Origin of the sequence: Pseudonocardia broussonetiae (genome assembly GCF_013155125.1) — a bacterium.
Lineage (GTDB): Bacteria > Actinomycetota > Actinomycetes > Mycobacteriales > Pseudonocardiaceae > Pseudonocardia > Pseudonocardia broussonetiae.
Window position 1 is genome coordinate 3,114,377 of the sequence record NZ_CP053564.1, and the last position, 20,599, is coordinate 3,134,975.

Sequence of the window (20,599 nt, forward strand, 5' to 3'; positions counted from 1 at the left end):
GCGTTACGCCGTCCGCGACGAGCGGTTCAGCGCTCCGGTACGGGCCGTGCACTGCCGGTGACCGCCCGCACGTCCCGCGATCCCGTCCGGTCGGCGCGTCGATCGGGCCGGTCGGCGCGAGCGAGGCAACCTCCCCGCCTCCCGACGGCATGCTGACGCGCGGTCATGAACGTGGCCGTCGCAGGCGTCGGGAGCGGACATGGCGGTGCTCGGCTGGGTGATGGGCCTCGGAACCCTGTGGATCGCGTGCGCGTGGGTCGTCGCGGTCGTCCTCGGAGGGGTGATCCTGAGGTCCGGGACCGTGCGCACCGCACCGTCGGCCGCCCTGCGGGCCGGTGTCCCGTCCTCCGGTGCCCTGTCGTCCGGTGCCCTGTCCTCCGCCTTGGCGTCCGTGCCCGCCGCGGCGCGCACCGCCGGCACGCCCACCGCAGCCGAGATCGTCCCGCAGCCCCGGACCGCCCTCCCGCGCCGCGACCCCCGCGCCGGGTGCGTCCGCACCGGCCGCCCCGCCGGGCGCGACTGAGACGCATCCCTCCCTTCTGGCCGTGAGCGGAAGACGGGGACTGGGAACCCGGTTGCGGGGTACAGCGCGTGAGTGCTGTCCTGCGTCCGTGCGTGCCCGAGTGGTGACGAAGCGTCCACAAGATCCGGAGTGTCACCGCCGACGCTCCCCGATCGGGTGATCAGCCGCTCCGACGGAGTGGGAAACGGTGTGGGGGCGGCGTGTCGCCTCGACCTGCGGATGTGCACGTCAGGACGCGAAGCCGGCAGCGCACTGTGACCTAGGTCACGTAACAGTGCGCCACCTCCTGCGTTGAGTAGGTGGGGGACTTTTCAGGGGCCGTGCCGGCGCGCCGGAGTTCGCGCGCGACGACGCGGATCACTGCAAGGAGGATGTGTTGAGCAGCGAGGTCGGGACCGGTCCATTGCCGGTCATCGGGGAACCGCGTCACGTACGGGGTGACCTGGGGAGCGAGCACGGCCAGCCGGCCGTGGAGGCTCCGCGCACGTCGTGGGAGGGCCGCTACACCGCCCTCGTGGTGCTGGCGGACGTGCTGGTCGTGGGAGCGGGGACGCTCCTGGGGGGATGGATCAGCTCCACGTTCCTGGGCGTGCCGGCCGTGCCGAACGCCTGGGGCCTCGCCGGCATCGCCGGCCTGCTCACGCTGATCTGCCTGTGGGTCTGGCGCGCCTGGGAGCCGCGGACGCTCGGCCAGGGCTCCGAGGAGTTCAGCTCGGTCCTGCGCGGCACCATCACCAGCCTGGTCCTGCTCGGCCTGTTCGGCCTCGCCTTCGAGCTCAGCTCGGTGCGGCCGTGGGCCTTCGCGTTCATCCCGGTGATCGGCATCGCCATCGCCGCCGCCCGCTACGTCATGCGCCGCGCGCTGCACCGCCGCCGGTTCACCGGGCAGTGCATGCACCGCGTGCTCGCCGTCGGCACGCCGCAGTCGATCGCGGAGCTCGTCGTCCGCACGCGCGACAACCCCCACTTCGGCTGGCAGGTCGCGGGCGCGTGCACCGCCAGCGGCTACGGCCTCGACGGCGACACCACCATCGCGGGCGTCCCCGTCGTGGGCGACCTGGAGGCGCTGCACCGCGTCGTTGACGCCGGGCACTACCGCGTCGTCGCCGTCACGCCCACGCCCGACTGGTCGCCGCGGCGGCTGCAGCGGCTGTCGTGGGAGTTCGAGAACTCGCAGGCCGAGATCGTCGTCGACCCGGGCCTGCTCGAGGTCGCCGGTCCGCGCCTGCACGTCAAGCCGGTCGACGGCCTGCCGCTGCTGCGCCTCACCGAGCCGCGCTTCAGCGGCATCGCGAAGGTGATGAAGGGCTGCTTCGACCGCTTCTGCGCCGTCGTCCTGCTGTTCCTGCTGCTCCCGCTGCTGATCGGGGTCGCGATCGCCGTGAAGCTCGACGGCGGGCCGGTGTTCTTCCGGCAGATCCGCGTCGGGCGCCACGGCGAGACGTTCCGGATGGTCAAGTTCCGCTCGATGGTCGTCGACGCCGAGAAGCTGCGCGCCGACCTCGTCACGATGAACGAGGGCGCCGGCCCGCTGTTCAAGATGCGCCGCGACCCCCGGGTCACCGCGGTCGGGCAGTGGCTGCGCCGCTACTCCCTCGACGAGCTCCCGCAGCTGTTCAACGTGCTCGGCGGCTCGATGTCGCTGGTCGGCCCGCGCCCGCCGCTGCCGGCCGAGGTCGAGGGCTACTCCACCGAGACCCACCGCCGCCTGCACGTGCGCCCCGGCCTCACCGGGCTGTGGCAGGTCAGCGGCCGCAGCGACCTGTCGTGGGACGAGTCGATCCGGCTCGACCTGCGCTACGTCGAGAACTGGTCGCTCGCCCTCGACGCGCTCATCCTGTGGAAGACCGTCGGTGCCGTGCTGCGCGGTGACGGCGCCTACTGAGTCACCGTCCGCACCCGCCGCCCGAGGGGGTGGCAGGTGAAGCCGGCCCGGCGCAGGACGTCCGGGTCGAGCAGGTTGCGGGTGTCCACGACGATCGGGCGGACCGTCAGCCCGGCCAGCGCCGGCCAGTCCAGCGTGCGGAACTGCGGCCACTCGGTGAGCACGACGAGCGCCTCGACGTCCCGCGCCGCGGCCTCGGCCGTGGCCACCACCTCGATACCGGCGAGCTCCGGATCGGCGCGGCCGGGCGCCACGGCGGGGTCGTGGGCGACGAGCTCGGCCCCGGCCTGGCGCAGCAGCGCGGCCACGGCGAGCGCGGGGGAGTCGCGCAGGTCGTCGGTGCCCGCCTTGAACGTCAGCCCGAGCAGCCCGATCCGGCAGCGCGAGAGCGAGCCGGTGCGGCTGCCGGTGACCGCGAGGCGCACCTTGTCGACCATGCGGCGGCGCTGGCGGGTGTTGGTGTCGATCGCCGCGCGCACGATCCGGAACTCGAAGTCGGCGGCGTCGGCCGCCTCGAGCAGGGCGTGCGTGTCCTTGGGCAGCGTCGCGCCGCCCCAGCCGGGCCCGGGCGACAGGAACGCCTGGCCGATGCGCTTGTCGTGGCCGATGCCCTCGGTGACGTCGCCGACGTCGGCCCCGACGCGCTCGCACAGCTCCGCCAGCGCGTTGACGTAGCTCAGCTTCAGCGCCAGGAAGGCGTTCGCGGCGTACTTGACGAGCTCGGCGCTCGCCGCGTCGGTCAGCACCGTCGGCGCGCCCAGGCGGGAGTACAGGGCCGCCACGCGCTCGGCCGCGTCCTGCGAGTCGGAGCCGACGACGATCCGGTCGGGGTGGCGGAAGTCGTGCACCGCGGTGCCCTCGCGCAGGAACTCCGGGTTGCTCACGACCGGCACGTCGTCGCGGCCCAGCAGCTCGCGGACGCGCGGCGCGGTGCCCACCGGCACCGTCGACTTGACGACGAGCACGCAGCCCGGCGCCAGGTGCGGCCCGACCTCCTCGACGGCGGCCTGCAGCGCGGTGAGGTCGGCGACGCCCCCCGCGCCGACCGGCGTCGGCACGCAGAGGATCACGACCTCGGCGGCGCCGCGCGGGGTCGACAGCGCCGCCGCCGCACCCGCGACGAGCGACAGCCGCCCCGCGCTCAGTCCCTCGTCGACGAGCGCGGGGAGGCCGGGCTCGCGCAGGGGCTCGTCACCCGCACGGAGGCGGGCGATCAGCGCCGCGTCCGGGTCGGCGCAGGTGACCCAGTGCCCGAGCGCGGCGAGGCAGGCCCCGGTGGTGAGGCCGACGTAACCGGCCCCGACGACGGTGATGCGGCGGGCGAACACGGGCCGACCGTACTGCGGACGGCCCATCCTTTCGTCGACGCTCCCCGCACGCTCGGCGCAGACCGGGGCGGCCGGCCGAGTGATCCGGATCGTCACGCTTTCGGGTGATAGGTTCGCCCCCGGTCCTGCCCTGCCGGGTGCGCTCCCCGCTCCGCCCGGCGCGAACCAGCACAGAGGTCACCACATGCGCGCTCCCGAGGCACCCCCGATCGAGCCGAGGCACCGCCGGTCCGCCGCGCCGGCGCCGCGGCGCGGGTTCGGTGGCCGCTGGCTCCCGGTGGGCGTCGTCATGGCGGTGGCGGCGGTGTGCGCGGGCGTGTACGTCGTCGACCAGCTCACGGTGCCCCCGGAGATCGCGCAGCCCGACCTGCTGTCGCTGATCCCGCCCACCCCCGACGTGCCCCCGGTGCTCGCCGCGCCCGCCGCCGTCGACAGCGCGCCCAGCGCCGAGCCCGAGGCCACGGGACCCGCCACCGAGGAGGCGGGATCGGGAGCGGGGTCGGGGGAGGCCGCGGCGGAGGGCTCCGGGGAGCCGGCCGCCACGGGCACCACGCGTCGTCGCGTCACCGGCAACGCCCCCGGCGGCCTGCCGTGGCGCTCCGGGCTGGTCATCGGGACGCAGAGCGAGGTCGACCGCTGGGAGAGCTTCCGCGGCCGCCCCATCGACGTCGTGCACGGCTTCAGCGACCGCTCCTCGTGGGAGGAGATCGAGTCCGCGAGCTGGATCCTGTCGGCCTGGGGCGACTCGCCGCACGCCCTCGTCATCTCCCAGCCGTTCTGGCCGGAGGGCTCCGGCGGGAGCCTGTCGGAGTGCGCGAGCGGTGCGTACGACGCCAACTGGGCCCGCTACGGCACCGCGCTCTCGAACGCCGGCCGCACCGACGCCTACACCCGGCTCGCCTGGGAGTTCAACGGCGACTGGTTCGAGTGGAGCGCCACCGACGTCACGGCGTGGAAGCAGTGCTACCGCCAGGTCGTGCAGGCCGTCCGCTCCACCGCCCCGGACGCGCGCTTCGAGTGGAACATGAACGCCCACGGCTCCCAGACCTCCGACGGCGACGCCTGGAAGTCCTACCCGGGCGACGACGTCGTCGACGTGGTCGGCATCGACCCCTACGACCACTACCCGACCTCCACCACCGCCGCTGAGTTCGACGAGCAGTGCCGCGACAGCGAGGGCCTGTGCTCGGTCATCGACTTCGCCCGCGCCCACGGCAAGGGCGTCGGCGTCACGGAGTGGGGCGTGATCAGCTCCGGCATCGGCGACAACCCGGTGTACATGGAGAAGATGCACGAGACGTTCCTGGCCGGGGCCGACGTGATGGAGTACGAGACGTACTTCAACGAGTCGGCCTTCGCCACCACGCTCGACGACGGGGCCAACCCGCAGTCGGCCGAGGTGTACCGCAGCCTGTGGGGCGGCTGAGGTTCCTGGTGGGTCCTCGGGGGCGCGGGCTGAGCTGTTCTGCCCGGTCTTACGCGGGGCGCGGGTGATCGTCAGGACCGTGCTGTCACGGTTGTCGCTGGGGCTGTGAGGTCGCGTTCTCGGTGATCATGCGGCCCCGAACCGGAGTTCTGCGTTTCGCGGAACGCGGGCGGCTGTGGGCCCGGGTCGGGTGCGCGGACCACGGGATCGCCGGGATCGTGACGCTGCGGTCGGTGCGGGGGCCGTGGTGGCGCCTTCTCGACGATCATGTCTCGGCACCTGCTCCGGCGCGCTCGGAACACGGAGGTGCGACGGGGTTGTGGCCCTGGGCATCGGGGCCGGCCCTGCGCTCCGGTCGCGTTCCGCGGAACGCTCCGTTCCGTTGTACGTGGGTGATCGTCAGGACCGCGCCGTCACGGTCGTCGCAAGGGCCGTGAGTGACGTTCTCGGTGATCACGCGGCCCGACCGATTTGTGTGCGTTCCGCGGAACGCGGACCGGCTGTGAATCCGGCGCGGTGGCGTGCGGACGGGTGGGGCCGCGGGGATCGCGGGGATCGCGGTGATCGCGGTGATCGCGGTGATCGCGGTGATCGCGGTGATCGCCGGAAGTGTGACGCTGCGGTCGGTGCCGGGGCCGTGGGGTCACGTTCCCGACGATCATGCGTCGGCACCCGCTCCGGCGCCTTCGGAAGTTGGGAGGCGATGGCCGGCGCGAGCGCCGGCCGCCGTCGCCTCGGCCGCGTTCCGCGGAACGCGGGTGATCGTCAGGACCGCACCCTCACGGTCGTTGCAGGGACCGTGAGGTGACGTTCTCGGTGATCACGCGGGCCCGGACCCGGAGTTCTGCGTTCCGCGGAACGCGGACGGCTGTGGGCCCGGCGCTGCGGCGTACGGGCGGGTGGGCCCAGGGGGATCACGGTGATCGTCAGGACCGCACCGTCACGGTCGTCGCAGGGACCGTGACGGTGACGTTCTCGGTGATCACCTGGCTCCGACCGGTCCTGTGCGTTCCGCGGAACGCGGACGACGACGGAGCCGACGTCGGTGTCCCGAACGTCCGGAAGGGTGCGGAGCAGGAGGGTGCGCGGTTCGGAGCGTTCCGCGGAACGCGAGCCTGCAGGGGAGCGAGGAGGGGCCGGGTCGCGCGGACCACAGTGATCGCCGAGACCGTCACCCTGCGGTCGGTGCAGGGGCCGTGACGTCACCCTCTCGACGATCACCCCGTCGGCACCCGCTCGCCGAGGCCGGGCGGCAGCGCCGCGAACGATGCAGGCGTCAGGCCGCCGCCCCCACCGTCGCCAGCACCACCTCCACCACCCGCGCCCGCTCCACCTCGGTGAGGTCGTTGGCCATCGGCAGGGCCAGGGCGCTCGCGGAGAGGGCCTCGGACACCGGCAGGGCGCTCTCGAGCAGGGCGTGGGCGTAGGCGGGGTGGTGGTGCAGGGGGCGCTCGTAGTACGCCGTGATGCCGACCTGCGCCTCGCGCCCGGCCACCAGCAGGGCGTCGCGGGCGGCGGGGTCGGGGGCCTGCAGGTAGCCCGCCTGCCAGGTGCCGCCGGCCGAGCCGGTCTGGAAGCGGAAGCCCGCGGGCTCCAGGTGCTGCCGGTAGAACTCGGCGGTGGAGCGGCGGGCGGCGAGGACGTCGGCGTAGGTGTCGAGCACCGTGAGCGCCGTGGCCGCGTGCAGCTCGTCCATCTTCGCGTTGATCCCGGGCAGGGAGGCCACCCGGCCCTCGGCGAAGCCGAACTGCCGGATGCCGTCGAGCAGGCGGGCCAGCTCGGGGTCGCGGGTGGAGATCATCCCGGCCTCGCCCACGCCGAACGGCTTGGTGGCGTGGAAGGAGAAGACGTGCGTGCCGGTGGCGGTGCCGGTGCGGGACCCGGCCTCGTCGACGGCGCCGAACGCGGCCGCCGTGTCGACGACGAGCGGCACGCCCCGCGCCGCGCACGCGCCCGCCCAGCGGTCCTGCAGCCCGGCGGGCGGAGGAGTGCCGAAGGTGTGGGTGGCGAGCACCGCGGCGACGTCGTGGCCGTGCTCCGCCAGCGCCCGCTCCAGGGCGTCGGGATCCATCTGCCAGCCGTCCGGGTCGACGTCGACGAACAGCGGGCGGTAGCCCAGCGCCTCGATCGACCCGGCGGTGGCGACGAACGTGTAGGCGGGCGTGACGACCAGCCCGCGGCCGCGGGTGCCGGCCTGGTGCACGGCCCCGAGCACGGCGACGATGATCCCGCTCGTGGCGTTGTTGACCGGGATGCAGGTGGCGCCGTCGAGGTAGTCGGACAGGCGCTCGCGCAGCAGCCGCTCGCACGGGCCGCCGTTGGAGTAGAAGCGGGCCTGCTCGGCGAGGGTGAAGTAGCGCTGCACCTCGGTGAGCGGGGGGAGCTGCGGGCGCAGGAACGGGACGGGCGCGTGCTCAGCCACGGGACCCGCCGGACGGTGCCGGGATCACCACGGGGATGCCGTGGTCATTGGCCCACTCCGCGGTCTCCGCCGCGACGGCCGCCCAGTCGATCTTCTGCGTGCGCGTGCTGAGCCGGCGCGGCGGGTCGTCCGGCGCCTCCATGTGCAGGATCAGCTCGGGGTCGCTGCCCAGGAGGGCGCGGCGCCGCTGCGGGCGGCGCACCGACACCGGGATCGACGCCACGCGCAGCGCGCCGCGCACGACCGACTTGGGCCACTGCGCGGGCGGCACCTCGCCGAAGGGGAGGAAGTCGCGGCGCAGGCGCTGCCCGGTGAACGGCGCGAAGCCCTGGATGGCCTTGCAGGTCGCGCTGTCCCACGCTCCGCCGGTGAGGGCGAAGTGGCGCAGCAGCCGCACGTCCTCGGCCAGCGCGCGGCGGGTGATCGCGAAGGTGCTGGTGGTGGCCGCGGCCCGGTACCACGCCACGTCGCCGACCTCGACGTACTGCCCGGTGCCCTCGGCGGCCGGCTCCGGGCGGATGACGGGGCGGCGCCCGCTGCGCTCGACGTCGACGGCGCGGGAGCCGTAGAGGGTGAAGTAGTCGGCGGGCAGGGCGGCGGCAGCGGCGACGAGCTGGCGCAGGGCGTCGGGCACGTAGAGGTAGTCGTCCTCGGCGAGCCAGAGCAGGTCGTCGGGCTCGCCGGTGCGCGCGTTCTCGTCGGCGAGCATCTCGCGGTAGGAGTTGGTGTCGCTGCCGCCCCTGCGGACCGGCACGACCTCGCCGAAGCGCTCCATCACGCGCAGGCGCTCGTCGGGCATCGGTCCGTCGTTGATGAACACGAGCTCCGGGGCGACGTCCAGCGCGTCGGCGGCGCGCAGCAGTGCGGCGAGGGCCAGCAGCTTGCTGTAGTACTCCGGGCGTGGCTTCGCGTTGTCCCCGCCGTAGGACCGGTGCAGGACCCGCAGGGGCCGGCTCGTGGCCGTCGTCATGTCACTCCGTTCGCGGTGGCGCTCAGCGTGACCGCCATCTCCGTCACGCACCTGCCGTGGAGCCGACCCGCATCGCTCGAGCGTGCGCGGATCGGCCCGGACACTCTCTCATCGGACCCGTCCGGGCCCGCACCCGGCACTCGTCCGGACGGGACGGCTACCGCTGGTGGGTGGGGCGGTGCCCGTTGGTGAGGGGAGGGGGTCCGGCCGGGGGAGCGGGGCGGCGCAGGACGGGCACCGCCATCGTCCGGTCGGGGGCGTTGTCGAACGCGGCCAGGCGGGGACCGGGCACCGGCGAGGCGTGCACGGGCGGTGCCGGGGCGGGGGAGCGCCGCCGCGCCGGCTCGACCGCCGCCGCCGAGCTCAGGCGCACCCGTCTGCCCGCGACCTCACCGGCCCGCGCCGCGGCGAACAGGCCGGTCAGCAGCCAGCACAGGTACACCGTCTGCGGCTGCAGCAGGCTCCCGGACAGCACGAAGTAGACGGTGGCGGCCATCAACCCCAGCGTGGGCGACGGGACGTTGCGCAGCAGCACCGTCAGGATGAACGCGAGGAACACCAGCGCCGTCGGCACGCCGTACTCGCCGATGAACTTGGGCAGCGCCGGGTAGTTGACCAGCAGGCCCTGCGGGTTGAAGAAGGCGACGTCGGAGTCGACGGTGCCCGCCCCGCGCCCGACCAGGAACACGCTCTCGTCGCGGCCGATCGCGTCGGCGATGACGACGTAGGGCGCGACGAACCGCGCGTTGCCGCTGGAGCCCGACGTCGAGCTCTCGCCGGTGCGCTCGGCGAGCAGCGCGCCCACCGGGGTGAAGCTGACGGCCACGGCGACGACGAACGTGGCGGTGATCGCGCGGGCCGTCCAGCGGCCGCCGCGGCGGATCGCCAGCACCACCAGGCCGACGCCCAGCAGCGCGATGCCGGTGCCGGACACCGTCGCGAGCAGCGCGGCGCCGAAGAGGGCGAGACGGCCCCAGCGCTTCCCGTCGAGCATGAGCTGCACGATGATCGCGATCGCCAGGAACTGGGACGCGAAGCTGGGCTCGAGGAAGACGAAGCCGTTGGCCTTGAGGATCGGCGACCCGTAGTAGATCGGGTAGGTCGTGTTGTACTCGGTGAAGATCAGCGTGGGGGGCAGGTAGGTGTCGAACAGGTCCTCGTAGCCCACCCCCGCGAGCTGGATCGCCGTCTGCAGGATGCAGAACACCGCGCCCACGAGCATGATCCGCTGGTAGAACTCCAGCACCCGCGGGAACTGGTCGCGCAGGCGGTCCTTCACCCGGAAGCACAGCGGGATGTAGAGGACGAGCAGCAGCAGCAGCGACGTGAACGAGGGGGCGGGGCCCGACCCCGCCGACACCACCACGGTGCACAGCAGGCTGGCCGCGACGGCGGCGAGGTAGAGCGCCACCCGCGTGACGTCGGCCGACAGCTGCCCGCGCGCGGCCAGGCCGATCAGCACGACGAACGCGACCGGCAGCGCGACCGACACCACGGTGCCCGGCACGACGAACCGCTGGAACAGCGTGATGGTGACGATCAGCAGGTAGACCGACGCCAGCGGCACGCGCTCGGCGAGCCGGGCGATGCGCCGCGGCTGCGGGGGCGGGGCGCCGGGGCGCCGCCGCGGGGCGTACCCGGCGCGCGGTGCGACGACGGGCAGCAGCTGGGTGCGCGCGTCGTCGAACGACCCGCTCCCCGGGAACTCCCCGTCGCCGCCCGGCCGCTCAGGCACGCGCGCGGTCCTCCTCGATGACCATGTCGCTCTCGTAGGCGCTCTCGCCGCGCCCGCCGGAGCGGTCGCTCTCGCGCAGGCGGCGGCGCGGGGCGCGCACCAGGACGTAGCCGATGGCCGAGATCCCGGCGATGCCGATGCGGCGGCCCATCTCCTGGGCGTCGTCGACGGAGGTGTCCTCGTCGAGGACGAGCACCACGCCGTCGACGCCGCGGCCGAGCGCGAGGCCCAGCGAGCGCTCGGTCAGCGGCGGGCCGTCGACGAGGTTGAGCACCGAGCTCTCGCGCAGCCGCTCCATCGCCGCGCGCAGCACCTGCGGCCGGGCCGCGGCGCTCGTCGGCGTGGGCGACCAGTCGCTGAGCGGGACGACGCCGAGCTCGGCCTTCGCGACGCGCCAGGTGCGCAGCGAGGCGCTGATCGGGGTGGCCAGGTTGGCCAGGCCCTCCAGGCCGCGGCCCGGGCTGACGTCGGTGAGCGAGGAGATGCCGCGCTCCTTGCCGCCGCCGTCGACGAGCACGACCGGGCGGCCCTCGCGGGCCGCGGCGAGCGACACCGAGACGGTGAGCGCGGTGGTGGAGAGGTGGTTCTGCCAGCTCAGGAACAGCACGCTCGGGCGGCGGATGCCCTCCAGGCGCACGTCGATCGCGGTGAGCACGTCGTTGGCCGCGCGGAAGCGGTCGGAGTTGGAGTCGGCGTTGACCAGGTCGGAGATCGCCCGCGAGCCCGGCGCCGGGTAGCGGGAGAGCAGCGGCGCGCCGAGCATGAGGTCGAGGTCGGCGACAGAGGCGGTGCCGGCCTTGCGCTGGTCGCGCAGCAGGTTGACGCCGGTGACCAGGAACAGCCCGATGAGGCCGCCGATCAGCGCGTTCTGCAGCGGCAGCGGGGCCGAGGCGGCCTCGGGAAGGATCGCCGGCTCGATCGCGGAGACGCCGTCGCCGTACGCGGCGGCGCGCAGCCGGATCGCGCTCGCGGTGGCGCCGTTGTCGGTGGCCGCGGCGGCGGCCGCCGCACCCGCGCCGGTCGGGGCGTTGTCGGTGACCGCGGCGACGGCGGCGTCGGCCTCGGCGGTGACCCGCTGGCCCGCGACCGTCCGGTAGGAGTTGGCGACGGCGTCGGCGATGGCCTGCGCCTGCTCGGCGGCGGGCGCGATCGCGGTGATCGTGACGTCGCTCGTGTCGGTGCCGGCCACCGCGGTGACGCTCTCGCGGACGTCCTCGATGGGGACGGCCACGGCGTCGGCCGCGGGCTGCAGCACGTCGGAGGTGAGCACGAGCGCGGCCTGGTTGGCGACGAACCGCACGGCGTCGTCACCGCCCCCGCCCTGGTCCGGGCTGAACGGCCCGTTGGCCTCGAAGAAGATCTTCGAGGTGGCCGTGTACTCGGTGGGCAGGAACTGGGAGCCGACGTAGCCGACGACCGCACCGGCGACGAGACCGATGGCGATCGCCGCCGCGTGCGTGCGGACCGTCGCCAGTACCCCCGATCTCGTGCGCTCGGAGGTCGAGTCGAGCGGGACGTCGGGCACAGGAACTCCTTCGGGCGTGACGGGCCCGGCGCCGGGGATCGACCGGGCGGATCCCGTGACGACGGGGTGACCGTCGATCCGCGTGATCAGGCGTCGGTCGGCCGTCATACTAACCAACCGTGCCCGCCGCCCCGACGGTCGTCACCCGAAGGCGGCCCCCGGACGGTGCGCGACAGGATGGCGGCGTGCATCCCGAGGCTCCGGACACCCGAGGACAGCGCTGGCTCGCGATCGCCGAGGAGGCCTTCGTGCCGGCCGACGCGGGCGGCCGCGTCGAGTCGCTCAACCAGCTGCGCGCGGCACTGGCGGCGGGGGTCGCGCTGCACGTGCTCGTGCCCGGCGTCGACGGGGCGGAGCTCGCGGCGCACCGCGCGGCGCTGCCCGGCGCCGTGGTGACCGCGATCCCGCGGCGCACCGGCCCGCTGTCGCACCTGTCGCTCACGCCGTACCTGTTCGCGTCGCGCCCGCTGCCCGCCGGTCTGGCCGACGGGCTGCGCGGCGAGGGCTTCACCGCGGTGCTCGCGGTCAGCTTCCGGGTGGCGCACCTGGCCGTCGCGCTGGCCGAGGAGCTCGACGTGCCGGCCGTCGTGCGCCCGCACAACGTCGAGTCGGCCTACTTCGACCAGCTCGCGCGCAGCTCCCGCTTCCCGCGCAACCTGCCCTACGCCGCGGAGGCCTGGAAGCTGCGCCGCGCGGAGGCCGCCGTGCACGCCGCGCCGCGGATCGCGGTGTTCGCCGAGATCGCCGAGGAGGAGGCCGCGGTGCGCGCCGCGGCGACCTCCACCCCGGTGATCCACGTGCCGCCGTTCCTGCCGCCGCAGGAGGCCGCCACCCGCGCTCCGCGCACCGAGCCCGGGGGCACCGTCCTGTTCCTGGGCGCGCTGGACAACGCCAACAACTCCGACGGCATCGCCTGGTTCGCCCGGCGGTGCTGGCCCGACCTGCGCCGGCCCGACGCCGAGCTGAACGTCGTCGGCAGGCGCGCCCCCGCGGCGCTGGTGGCGGAGCTGGAGGCGGCGGGCGCGCGCGTCACCGTCGACGCCCCGGAGGCGGCCTCGCACCTCGCGGCCGCCGACGTGTTCGTCAACCCGGTCCGCAACGGCGCCGGCATCAACATCAAGATGATCGAGGCGATGGCGGCCGGGCTGCCCGTCGTGACGACGCCGGTCGGGGCCCGCGGGCTGCACTGGCGCGACGGCGAGCACCTGCTCGTCGCCGACGGGCCCGCCGCCTTCACCGCGGCCGTGCGGGCGCTGCTCGACGACCCGGAGCGCCGGGCCGCGCTCGCCGGGGCCGGCCGCCGGTTCGTCACCGACGAGCTCGACGGCGTGGCCCAGATCAGGCGCCTGGTCGGGGCGCTCCCGGCGCGCTGAGACCGAAGATCTCGTCGTACTGCCTCGTGACGACCTCGCGGCCGTAGACGGACTCGAAGAACTCCACGGCCGCCTTCGACAGCTGCGCGTTCTGCGTCGGCTCGACCATCTCGTCGACGAGGTCGGGCCAGCGGCTCAGGTCGTCCTCGACGTAGCAGCCGCTCGCGCCGTCGGCGGCCACCGGCACGCCCTCGACGGAGACCGTGGTGGCCAGCGTGGGCACCCCGCGGGCGAGCGCGTCCAGCATCTTGATCTTGACGCCGCTGCCGAACCGGAGCGGGGCCAGCGAGACGGTGGCGGTGGCGAACACGTCGTCGAGGTCGGCGACGAAGCCCTCCAGGACGATGTTGTCCCGGTGCCGCCCGACCAGCGCCAGCAGCGCCTCGCTCGGGTCCTTGCCGATGATGCGCAGGCGCAGGGCCGGGTGGCGCCGCACCAGCTCGGGCATGGCCTCGCGGATGAAGGCGCACACGGCGTCGTCGTTGTGCGGGATGTTGAGCCGGCCCAGGAACACCAGCTCCGGCGGCTGCGCGGGGGTGCGCTGCGGCGGCGTGACCGGCGGGAGCATCCCGTGCACGACCCGCACCGAGTCGACGCCCGCGAGCGCGCGCAATTGGTGCACCTCGTCGATGTTGACGAGCAGGCTCGTGTCGAAGCCGTGCACGACCCGGGCCTCGGCGCGGCGGATCCGGTCGCGCTCCATGCGCAGCACAGGGCGGTAGACCGCGCGGTGGCGGATCAGCGAGCGCAGCGGCGCGGGCACGTTGGCCGCGAACTCGCCGAGGGGGTTGATGTCGACGTCGCCGCGCTCGTCGACGGCGAGCATGCGGTCGTAGCGCACGGAGAAGAGGTCGTCGAGGTAGAGCACGCGGCGCCGGCCACGCGGGGACGCGGGCGCGTGCTGGCCCAGGCGCAGCGTGTCGTAGATCTCGATGTCGGGGCGCAGCCAGGTGACGAGGTCGTGGATCTGGTCACGCAGGGTCGCGGAGCCGAACATCGCCTCCTGGACCGTGTAGGCGCGGTCGACGGGAACGCGGCGGGCCAGGGTGGCGAGCTGGCGGACGGGGCCGGGCCGGTCGAGCCGGTGGGCGACGCCCGGGAAGTCGGGTCGTTCCCCGCCGCGACCGTCCACGATGGCGTAGTGCACGTTCTCCGGGCCGAGTCGGCCGACGAGGTACTCCAGCAGGCCGTGCAGGACGACGCGCTTCCCGTTGTCGACGGGCACCGGGGCCGTCGCGCTGATGATGAGCGCGGTCTCGGGCATTCCGCTCCAGGTGCGTCCGGTACGTCAGGTCGGTAGGACGGTAACAGCGGCTCGACGCCCACCGGCCCGCGGCGTAGTGGTCAACTCGTCCCTCACGTGACGGACGTGTTGCAGCTCGTCGCTCTCAGCGATCACTCTTGCCCCTCGACCTGTCGTCCGTTCGAGGGAGCAGCGAGGGTGACCCTGCGGATCGTGTACCGCTCCTACGGCGGCGACAATGCGAAGGCCCGGCCGCCCTACTACAGCAAGCAGACCGCGCTGCGGTCGCTGCTCACGGCCGCGGACGCCGTCGACCACGAGCTCGTGTTCCTCAACGACGGCCCGGTCGCCGAGCCGGTGCTGGAGCTCATGCGCGGCCGTGGCGAGATCGTCGCGCTGCCCGGGCTGGGCCTGTTCGGCTCCCTGATGGCGGCGCTGCGGCTGCCCGGCGAGCGCGGCTGGGCCGACGACGACCTCGTCTACTTCTGCGAGGACGACTACCTGCACACCGCCGACGCGCTGGAGCACCTCGTCCGCGCCGCCGCGCAGGTGCCCGCGCACTACTTCGCCCTCTACGGGACCCTGCCCGCCGAGCGCGCGGCCGGTCGGGTCAGCGACCCCTCGCACGTGCAGCCGCGGGGCTGGCGGGCGCAGGAGTGGGACGTCGACGGGCAGGTGTGGGTGCGCGTGCTCGGCACCACCAGCACCTTCGGCGTGCGGGTCGGCGCGCTGCGCACGGACCTGCCGCTCGTCCGGCAGGCGAAGGTGCCGCACACGAACATGTACCGCGACTGGGACGTCAGCCTCGCCTACCAGGGCTTCGAGCCCTACCGCTGGGGCGGGCTGCTGCGCGACCTCGTGCTGCTCACCCCGGCCGCGTCCCTGCGCGACCGCGTCCGCTCGGCGGTGCTCGCGCCGTTCAAGATGGGCATGAACCTGCGCTCGCACCGCCTGCCGCGCCACCGCCACGTCCTGGTGGCGGCCTCGCCGAACCTCGCGACGCACCTGGAGACGGCGTACCTGGCCACCGGCCGCGACTGGGAGAAGGTGGCGCGGGAGACCGGCGAGTGGACGGGGGCGGCGCGGTGAGCGGGCCCTCTTTCGACGGCCCCGTGTTCGACGTCGTCGTCGTCGGCGGCGGTTCGGCGGGCTGCGTGCTCGCCCACCGGCTCAGCGCCGACCCGGGCGTCCGGGTGCTGGTGCTCGAGGCCGGGCGGGAGAGCCGCTGGTGGGACCTGCTCGTCGAGATGCCGGCGGCGATGGCCTACGCCGTCGGCAGCCGCACCCACGACTGGAGCTTCGAGTCCGAGCCCGAGCCGCACCTGGACGGGCGCCGGCTCGTGCACCCGCGCGGGAAGGTCCTCGGCGGGTCGAGCGCGATCAACGGCGTCGTCTACCAGCGCGGGCACGCCGGCGACTACGACCGCTGGGCGGCCGAGCCGGGCATGGAGCACTGGAGCTGGGCGCACTGCCTGCCCTACTTCGCGCGCCTGGAGAACAGCCGCAACCCCGTCGCCGGGCCGAGCCGGGGCCGCTGCGGCCCCCAGGACCTGGTGCCCGCGCCCGTCGACAACCCGCTGTTCGACGCGTTCCTCGGTGCCGCCCGCGAGGCCGGCTACGCCGTGACCGGCGACGTCAACGAGGAGCAGGAGGCGTTCGGCGCCTTCGACCGCGCCGTGCGCCGCGGCCGCCGGGTCTCCGCCGCGAAGGCCTACCTCGACCCGGTGCGCAGCCGCCCCAACCTGGTCGTGCGCTGCGGCGTGCTCGTCACGAAGGTCCTGTTCGAGGGCACCCGCGCGGTCGGCGTGCGGCTGCGCCAGGACGGCGGCCCGGAGACCGAGGTGCGGGCGGGGGAGGTCGTGCTGTCGGCGGGGGCGATCCAGACGCCGCAGCTGCTGCAGCTCTCCGGCGTCGGCGACGCGGAGCACCTGGCGAAGGTGGGCGTCGAGACGGTGCTCGACCTGCCCGCCGTCGGACTCGGCCTGCAGGACCACCTCGGGATCCACCTGCAGAACCGCTGCACGCAGCCGGTGTCGATGATGACGATGCGCCACCGCAGCCGCTGGCCGTCGATCGGGCTGCAGTGGCTGCTGGCCGGGCGCGGGCCGGGGGCGTCATCGCAGATCGAGGCCGGCGGCTTCGTGCGCACCGACCCGTCGCTGGACCGCCCCGACCTCATGCTCGCCTTCGCGCCGATCGCCACGCGCACCGACCCGGCGTCGGTCGTCGACGAGCACGGCTACCAGCTCTACCTGATGGCGGCGCGGCCCGAGTCGCGCGGCCGCGTCCGGCTGCGCTCCGCCGACCCGGCCGACCACCCCTCGCTGCGCTTCGACTACCTGTCGAGGCAGGCCGAGCGCGAGTGGTGGCCGCGGGCGATCCGGGTGGCGCGCGACCTGCTCGACCAGCCGTCCTTCGCCCCGTTCGACGGCGGCGAGACCGTGCCGGGCCGCGACCTGCGCACCGACGAGGAGCTCATCGCCTGGGTGCGCAGCCGCGCGCGGACCGGGCTGCACCCGACGTCGTCGTGCCGGATGGGCACGGGTCCCGACTCGGTGGTCGACCCGTCGACGCTGCGGGTGCACGGGCTCGACGGGCTGCGGGTCGTCGACGCGTCGGTGATGCCGACCATCGTCAACGCCAACACCTACGCGCCCGTCATGATGATCGCCGAGAAGGCCGCTGACGTGCTGCTGGGCGTGCCTCCGCTGGCCCCCGCCGGGCTGACACTGACGTAACGGTAGACCGTGCTAGCTTTCGCGCCGTGATCGAGAGAGCCCGGAACGCCTGACCATGTCCGACGCACCGGGCCGCGATCCGTCCACCACCCCACTGCGCGTCACCCCTCCCTCCGGCGGCCGCCGTCGCCGCCTCGTGATCGGCGCGGCCGTGGCCCTGCTGGTCGTGATCGGTGTCGTCGCCGCGGTGGTCGTCGGCCGTGACCCGGCACCGTCGGGGGGCACCGGCCCGACCGCGAGCCCGCCCCCGGCCGACGGGCTGGGCACCGACGTCCCGATCACCGTCGACGGCGACCGGATCCTGCGCAACGGGCAGCCGTGGTGGCTGCTGGGCTACAACTCGTTCGTCTGGTCCGGCAACTGCGGCGACGAGGACGAGCGGATGTCGGCCGAGCAGGTCGACGCCTGGTTCTCCTCGATGCGCCACGACGGCCACGGCGCCGTCCGCCTGTTCTTCTTCGAGAACTGGGACATCGACCGGCTCGACGCGGCGGTCGAGTCGGCCAAGCGGCACGACCTCTACCTGACGATCACGCTCGACGACGCCATCGCCGGCTGCGGCGAGACGGAGAAGGACGAGAGCTGGTTCGACGACCAGGGCGAGCGCGACGCCTTCCGCGCGCACATGACCTCGCTGCTGGAGCGCTACCGCGGCGAGCCCACCATCGCCTGGTTCGAGTACTTCAACGAGCCGTCCTACGAGGGCGGCGCGCTGCGCGAGTTCTACGACGAGATGGGCGCCGCGGCCGAGGAGGTCGACCCCGACCGCCTGTTCGCGACCGGCACCATCGCCCCGTACGCCGTCGGGGAGGACGCCGACTTCGCGACGCTCAACGAGTCGCCCGGCGTCGACATCGCCTCGCTGCACGAGTACGACGAGAACGAGGTCGAGTCCAACCACGGCCCCGACGTCCGCGGCGGCTCCGCGGGCAAGCCGGTGATCGTCGGGGAGTTCGGGCTCTACGCCTCGGAGTCCGGCGAGGAGTGCGACCGGGACTTCGCCGAGCGCGCCGAGCAGGCCCGCCTCAAGGCCGAGGCCTACACCACGGGCGCGGGCTACGCCGGCGCGATGATGTGGGCCTGGCAGCCCGGCCCGGACAACGCGTCGGAGTGCGAGTACGGCAACCTGGACGTCGACCCGACGGTCCAGGAGATGCTGCGCACCTACACGCCCTGAGGCCGGTCCCGCCGCAGGGCCGCGGGCGTCCAGGACTTCAGGCGCAGCGCGGGTGACTCGACCCACGTCCAGCTCGCCAGCGCGAGCAGCAGCCCGGCGCCGAGCGAGGCCGCGGCGTACACGGGCAGCGGCCAGGCGGCACCGCCGACGAGCAGCAGCAGCGCCTGCGCCGGCCAGGCGTAGACGTAGAGGCCGTAGGACAGGTCGCGGCGCGCGCCGACCCGGTGCAGCCGCGGGCTCGACCCGGCCAGCAGCACCAGGTAGGCGACCGCGGCCGGCGCGATCGCGACGTGGACCAGCGTCGACGCCTCCGGGGTGGGCGCCATCGACGCGAGCACCAGGGACTGCACGAGCACGACCGCGGCGAGCGCACCGCCCGCCGGCCCCATCGGCAGCCGCGGCGCGAGCCGTGCGGCCACCGCGCCGGCGAGGAACATCGACCCGAAGCGCAGTGCGGTCTCCAGGGTCTCGCTGCGGCTGGTGAGCAGCGCGCCGTCGAGGAGCTCGGAGACGGTGAGCAGCCACACCGCCGCCGTCACGGCGAGCAGCGGCCACACCCGGTCGCGCAGCAGGCCGAGCGCGCCGAGCGCACCGATGCCGAGGTAGCACGCGAACTCGTAGAACAGCGTGTAGAGGGAGCCGTTGACGGGCTCGCCCCCGAGCGTCCCCGGCACCTCGTACTGCTGGATGAACAGCGCGGCGTTGGAGGTGACGTAGGACAGCGCCGACCGCTCCCCGGTCCACGGGAACCCCGCGAGCGAGCCGAACTCCAGCAGTCGGGCCAGCGGGAGCAGCACGAACGCGCTGACGAGCAGGCACACCCAGAACGCCGGCAGGATCCGCAGGCAGCGGCGCCAGAGGTAGCGGGCGGTGGACGGCGAGGCCGCCCAGCTGCCGGCGATGAGGAAACCGCTCAGCGCGAAGAACCCGTCGACGGCCAGGGTGCCCAGGTCGACGTCACCGCCCGTGAGGTGGCCCAGCGGGTCCTCGTGGCCCTGGAACTTCAGGGAGTGGGAGAGCAGGACGAGCCCGGCCAGACCCAGGCGCAGGGCGTTCACGCTGTTGCGGCGCGGGTCGAAGGCCTGCGCGAGCGGGGTCTGGTGGAGGGCCGACGGGATGTCGATCATGTGCTCCTTCCGGGGATCTCTACTCTCACGTGACAGTAGACTTCCACGGACGGCGGTGTGGGGGTGGGGGTGGTGGACGCTCGGTGATCGGTCGTGGTTCTCGGGTTGGGCTGGGTGGTGGGTTGCTCGTGGGTCGGGCCTGTTGTGTGTCGGGCTGGTGGCCGGGGTCGTGGGATGGAGGGCCGGTGGGTGCGGGGCGGCTTGGGTCTGCGCTCCGGCGGTCGGCCCGCGTTCCGGCGGTCGGCCCGCGCTTCCGGCTCGCCGTTTCCGCACCGCGAACCGACGCGGACGCCGGTGTGGAGGCGCGGGTCCTCCGGCGCGCCGAGCCGGTCTCGCGCGCGCGTAACCGGCTCCCGCGCACCTGACCGGCTCCCGCGTGCCCCCGGCGGCGCGCGGGAACTGGAAACGTGCGCGCGAGCGGGCCCGCGGTTCGTCTGTGGCGTCTGCTCAGGCGCTGGGGCTGGCCGGCCGTGAGTGGTGCGGCCGTGGTGGGGCGGGCTGGGGTGGGGGCGGCCGAGTTGGGGAGACCGAGGTGAGGTGGGGCGGCCGTGGTGGGGCGGCCGTGGTGGTCGGCTGAGGTGGGGTGGGGCCGTGGTGGTCGGCTGAGGTGGGGTGGGGCCGTGGTGGTCGGCTGAGGTGGGTGGGGCGGCTGAGGTGGGTGGGGCCGCCGAGGTAGGGCGGGCTGTGTGGTGCGGCGGGGTGGGGGTGGCCCGGGTGGTCGCGAGGGCGGGAGATCGTCAGGAGTGTGACGTCATGGTCGTGCGGACGGCCGTGTGGTCGCACTCCTGGTGATCATGAGGCGGTGATCGTCGAGAGTGTGCCGTCAGGGTCGCCGCCGGGGCGTTGAGGTGACGTTCTCGGCGATCACTGCGGGGCCTGCGGGGTCAAGAGCGGGGTCAGGGGCGGGGGTGGCCGTTGCGGCGGGACTCGTCGGGCCGATCGGCGTCGGAGGGGGAGGAGACGCGGTCGCGGTCGTCGCCGGCGTTCGTGCCGCTGTTCCCGTTTGTTCCGGCGCTCCCAGCGGCCCTGTCGGTGCCGTTGGCTCCGCCGTTCCCGTTGCCGCCGTTCCCGTCGGTGGGGTGGCTGTTCCCGTTGCCGCTGTTCCCGTTGCCGCTGTTCGCGGTCCG

Annotated in this window: 14 protein-coding genes; 7 read left to right on the top strand and 7 right to left on the bottom strand. The window is 74.2% G+C overall.

Annotation, left to right across the window (positions count from 1 at the left end; all coding sequences use genetic code 11):
• Positions 1-199: 199 nt before the first annotated feature.
• The gene (locus tag HOP40_RS15510; RefSeq protein ID WP_172159194.1) at positions 200-523 is read left to right on the top strand and encodes a hypothetical protein; all 324 of its coding nucleotides are present in this window, start codon (positions 200-202) and stop codon (positions 521-523) included.
• Between the two features lie 469 nt (positions 524-992).
• On the top strand, positions 993-2,408 hold the full coding sequence (locus HOP40_RS15515; protein WP_240157699.1) for a sugar transferase: 1,416 nt from the start codon (positions 993-995) through the stop codon (positions 2,406-2,408).
• Here the strand turns inward: HOP40_RS15515 and HOP40_RS15520 are convergent.
• The gene (locus HOP40_RS15520; protein ID WP_172159196.1) at positions 2,402-3,736 is read right to left on the bottom strand and encodes a UDP-glucose dehydrogenase family protein; all 1,335 of its coding nucleotides are present in this window, start codon (positions 3,734-3,736) and stop codon (positions 2,402-2,404) included. The two genes, HOP40_RS15515 and HOP40_RS15520, sit on opposite strands and share 7 nt — an antisense overlap.
• Before the next feature lie 184 nt (positions 3,737-3,920).
• Here HOP40_RS15520 and HOP40_RS15525 point away from each other — a divergent pair, with 184 nt between their 5' ends.
• The gene (locus tag HOP40_RS15525; RefSeq protein ID WP_172159198.1) at positions 3,921-5,162 is read left to right on the top strand and encodes a glycosyl hydrolase; all 1,242 of its coding nucleotides are present in this window, start codon (positions 3,921-3,923) and stop codon (positions 5,160-5,162) included.
• Positions 5,163-6,438: 1,276 nt separating this feature from the next.
• Here the strand turns inward: HOP40_RS15525 and HOP40_RS15530 are convergent.
• The 4 genes from HOP40_RS15530 to HOP40_RS15545 form a co-directional block, all read right to left on the bottom strand.
• Entirely contained in the window at positions 6,439-7,584 is a 1,146-nt protein-coding gene (locus tag HOP40_RS15530) for a DegT/DnrJ/EryC1/StrS family aminotransferase (RefSeq protein ID WP_172159200.1), read from the bottom strand.
• The gene (locus HOP40_RS15535; protein WP_172159202.1) at positions 7,577-8,554 is read right to left on the bottom strand and encodes a hypothetical protein; all 978 of its coding nucleotides are present in this window, start codon (positions 8,552-8,554) and stop codon (positions 7,577-7,579) included. The genes HOP40_RS15530 and HOP40_RS15535 overlap by 8 nt, the downstream gene beginning before the upstream one ends.
• A gap of 157 nt (positions 8,555-8,711) precedes the next feature.
• Positions 8,712-10,289: a hypothetical protein gene (locus HOP40_RS15540; RefSeq protein WP_172159204.1), complete on the bottom strand. Its 1,578-nt coding sequence runs from the start codon at positions 10,287-10,289 to the stop codon at positions 8,712-8,714.
• On the bottom strand, positions 10,282-11,814 hold the full coding sequence (locus tag HOP40_RS15545; RefSeq protein ID WP_172159206.1) for a P-loop NTPase family protein: 1,533 nt from the start codon (positions 11,812-11,814) through the stop codon (positions 10,282-10,284). Before HOP40_RS15545 ends, HOP40_RS15540 begins: the two co-directional genes overlap by 8 nt.
• Positions 11,815-11,999: 185 nt before the next feature.
• Between HOP40_RS15545 and HOP40_RS15550 the strand changes: the two genes are divergently transcribed.
• A complete protein-coding gene (locus HOP40_RS15550; protein ID WP_172159208.1) occupies positions 12,000-13,187 on the top strand; it encodes a glycosyltransferase family 4 protein in 1,188 nt (395 codons plus the stop codon).
• Here HOP40_RS15550 and HOP40_RS15555 read toward each other — a convergent pair.
• Entirely contained in the window at positions 13,153-14,451 is a 1,299-nt protein-coding gene (locus HOP40_RS15555) for a glycosyltransferase (protein ID WP_172159210.1), read from the bottom strand. The genes HOP40_RS15550 and HOP40_RS15555 overlap by 35 nt on opposite strands.
• Positions 14,452-14,628: 177 nt before the next feature.
• On the opposite strand from HOP40_RS15555, the gene HOP40_RS15560 reads away from it, so the two are divergent.
• From HOP40_RS15560 to HOP40_RS15570, 3 genes are read left to right on the top strand one after another with little or no spacing between them, the layout of a single operon-like run.
• Positions 14,629-15,519: a glycosyltransferase family protein gene (locus HOP40_RS15560; protein WP_172159212.1), complete on the top strand. Its 891-nt coding sequence runs from the start codon at positions 14,629-14,631 to the stop codon at positions 15,517-15,519.
• The gene (locus HOP40_RS15565; protein ID WP_172159214.1) at positions 15,516-17,168 is read left to right on the top strand and encodes a choline dehydrogenase; all 1,653 of its coding nucleotides are present in this window, start codon (positions 15,516-15,518) and stop codon (positions 17,166-17,168) included. Before HOP40_RS15560 ends, HOP40_RS15565 begins: the two co-directional genes overlap by 4 nt.
• 55 nt (positions 17,169-17,223) lie before the next feature.
• Positions 17,224-18,345, top strand: a complete 1,122-nt coding sequence (locus HOP40_RS15570; protein ID WP_172159216.1) for a cellulase family glycosylhydrolase — start codon at positions 17,224-17,226, stop codon at positions 18,343-18,345.
• On the opposite strand, the gene HOP40_RS15575 is transcribed toward HOP40_RS15570, so the two are convergent.
• Positions 18,333-19,472: an acyltransferase family protein gene (locus HOP40_RS15575; RefSeq protein WP_172159218.1), complete on the bottom strand. Its 1,140-nt coding sequence runs from the start codon at positions 19,470-19,472 to the stop codon at positions 18,333-18,335. The genes HOP40_RS15570 and HOP40_RS15575 overlap by 13 nt on opposite strands.
• Positions 19,473-20,599: the final 1,127 nt, after the last annotated feature.

Excerpts from the sequence above, each read along its gene's own strand:
- HOP40_RS15510 (WP_172159194.1), top strand. The coding sequence starts at position 200 with ATGGCGGTGCTCGGCTGGGTGATGGGCCTCGGAACCCTGTGGATCGCG.
- HOP40_RS15525 (WP_172159198.1), top strand. The coding sequence starts at position 3,921 with ATGCGCGCTCCCGAGGCACCCCCGATCGAGCCGAGGCACCGCCGGTCC.
- HOP40_RS15535 (WP_172159202.1), bottom strand. The coding sequence starts at position 8,554 with ATGACGACGGCCACGAGCCGGCCCCTGCGGGTCCTGCACCGGTCCTAC.
- HOP40_RS15555 (WP_172159210.1), bottom strand. The coding sequence starts at position 14,451 with ATGCCCGAGACCGCGCTCATCATCAGCGCGACGGCCCCGGTGCCCGTC.
- HOP40_RS15570 (WP_172159216.1), top strand. The coding sequence starts at position 17,224 with ATGTCCGACGCACCGGGCCGCGATCCGTCCACCACCCCACTGCGCGTC.
- HOP40_RS15575 (WP_172159218.1), bottom strand. The coding sequence starts at position 19,472 with ATGATCGACATCCCGTCGGCCCTCCACCAGACCCCGCTCGCGCAGGCC.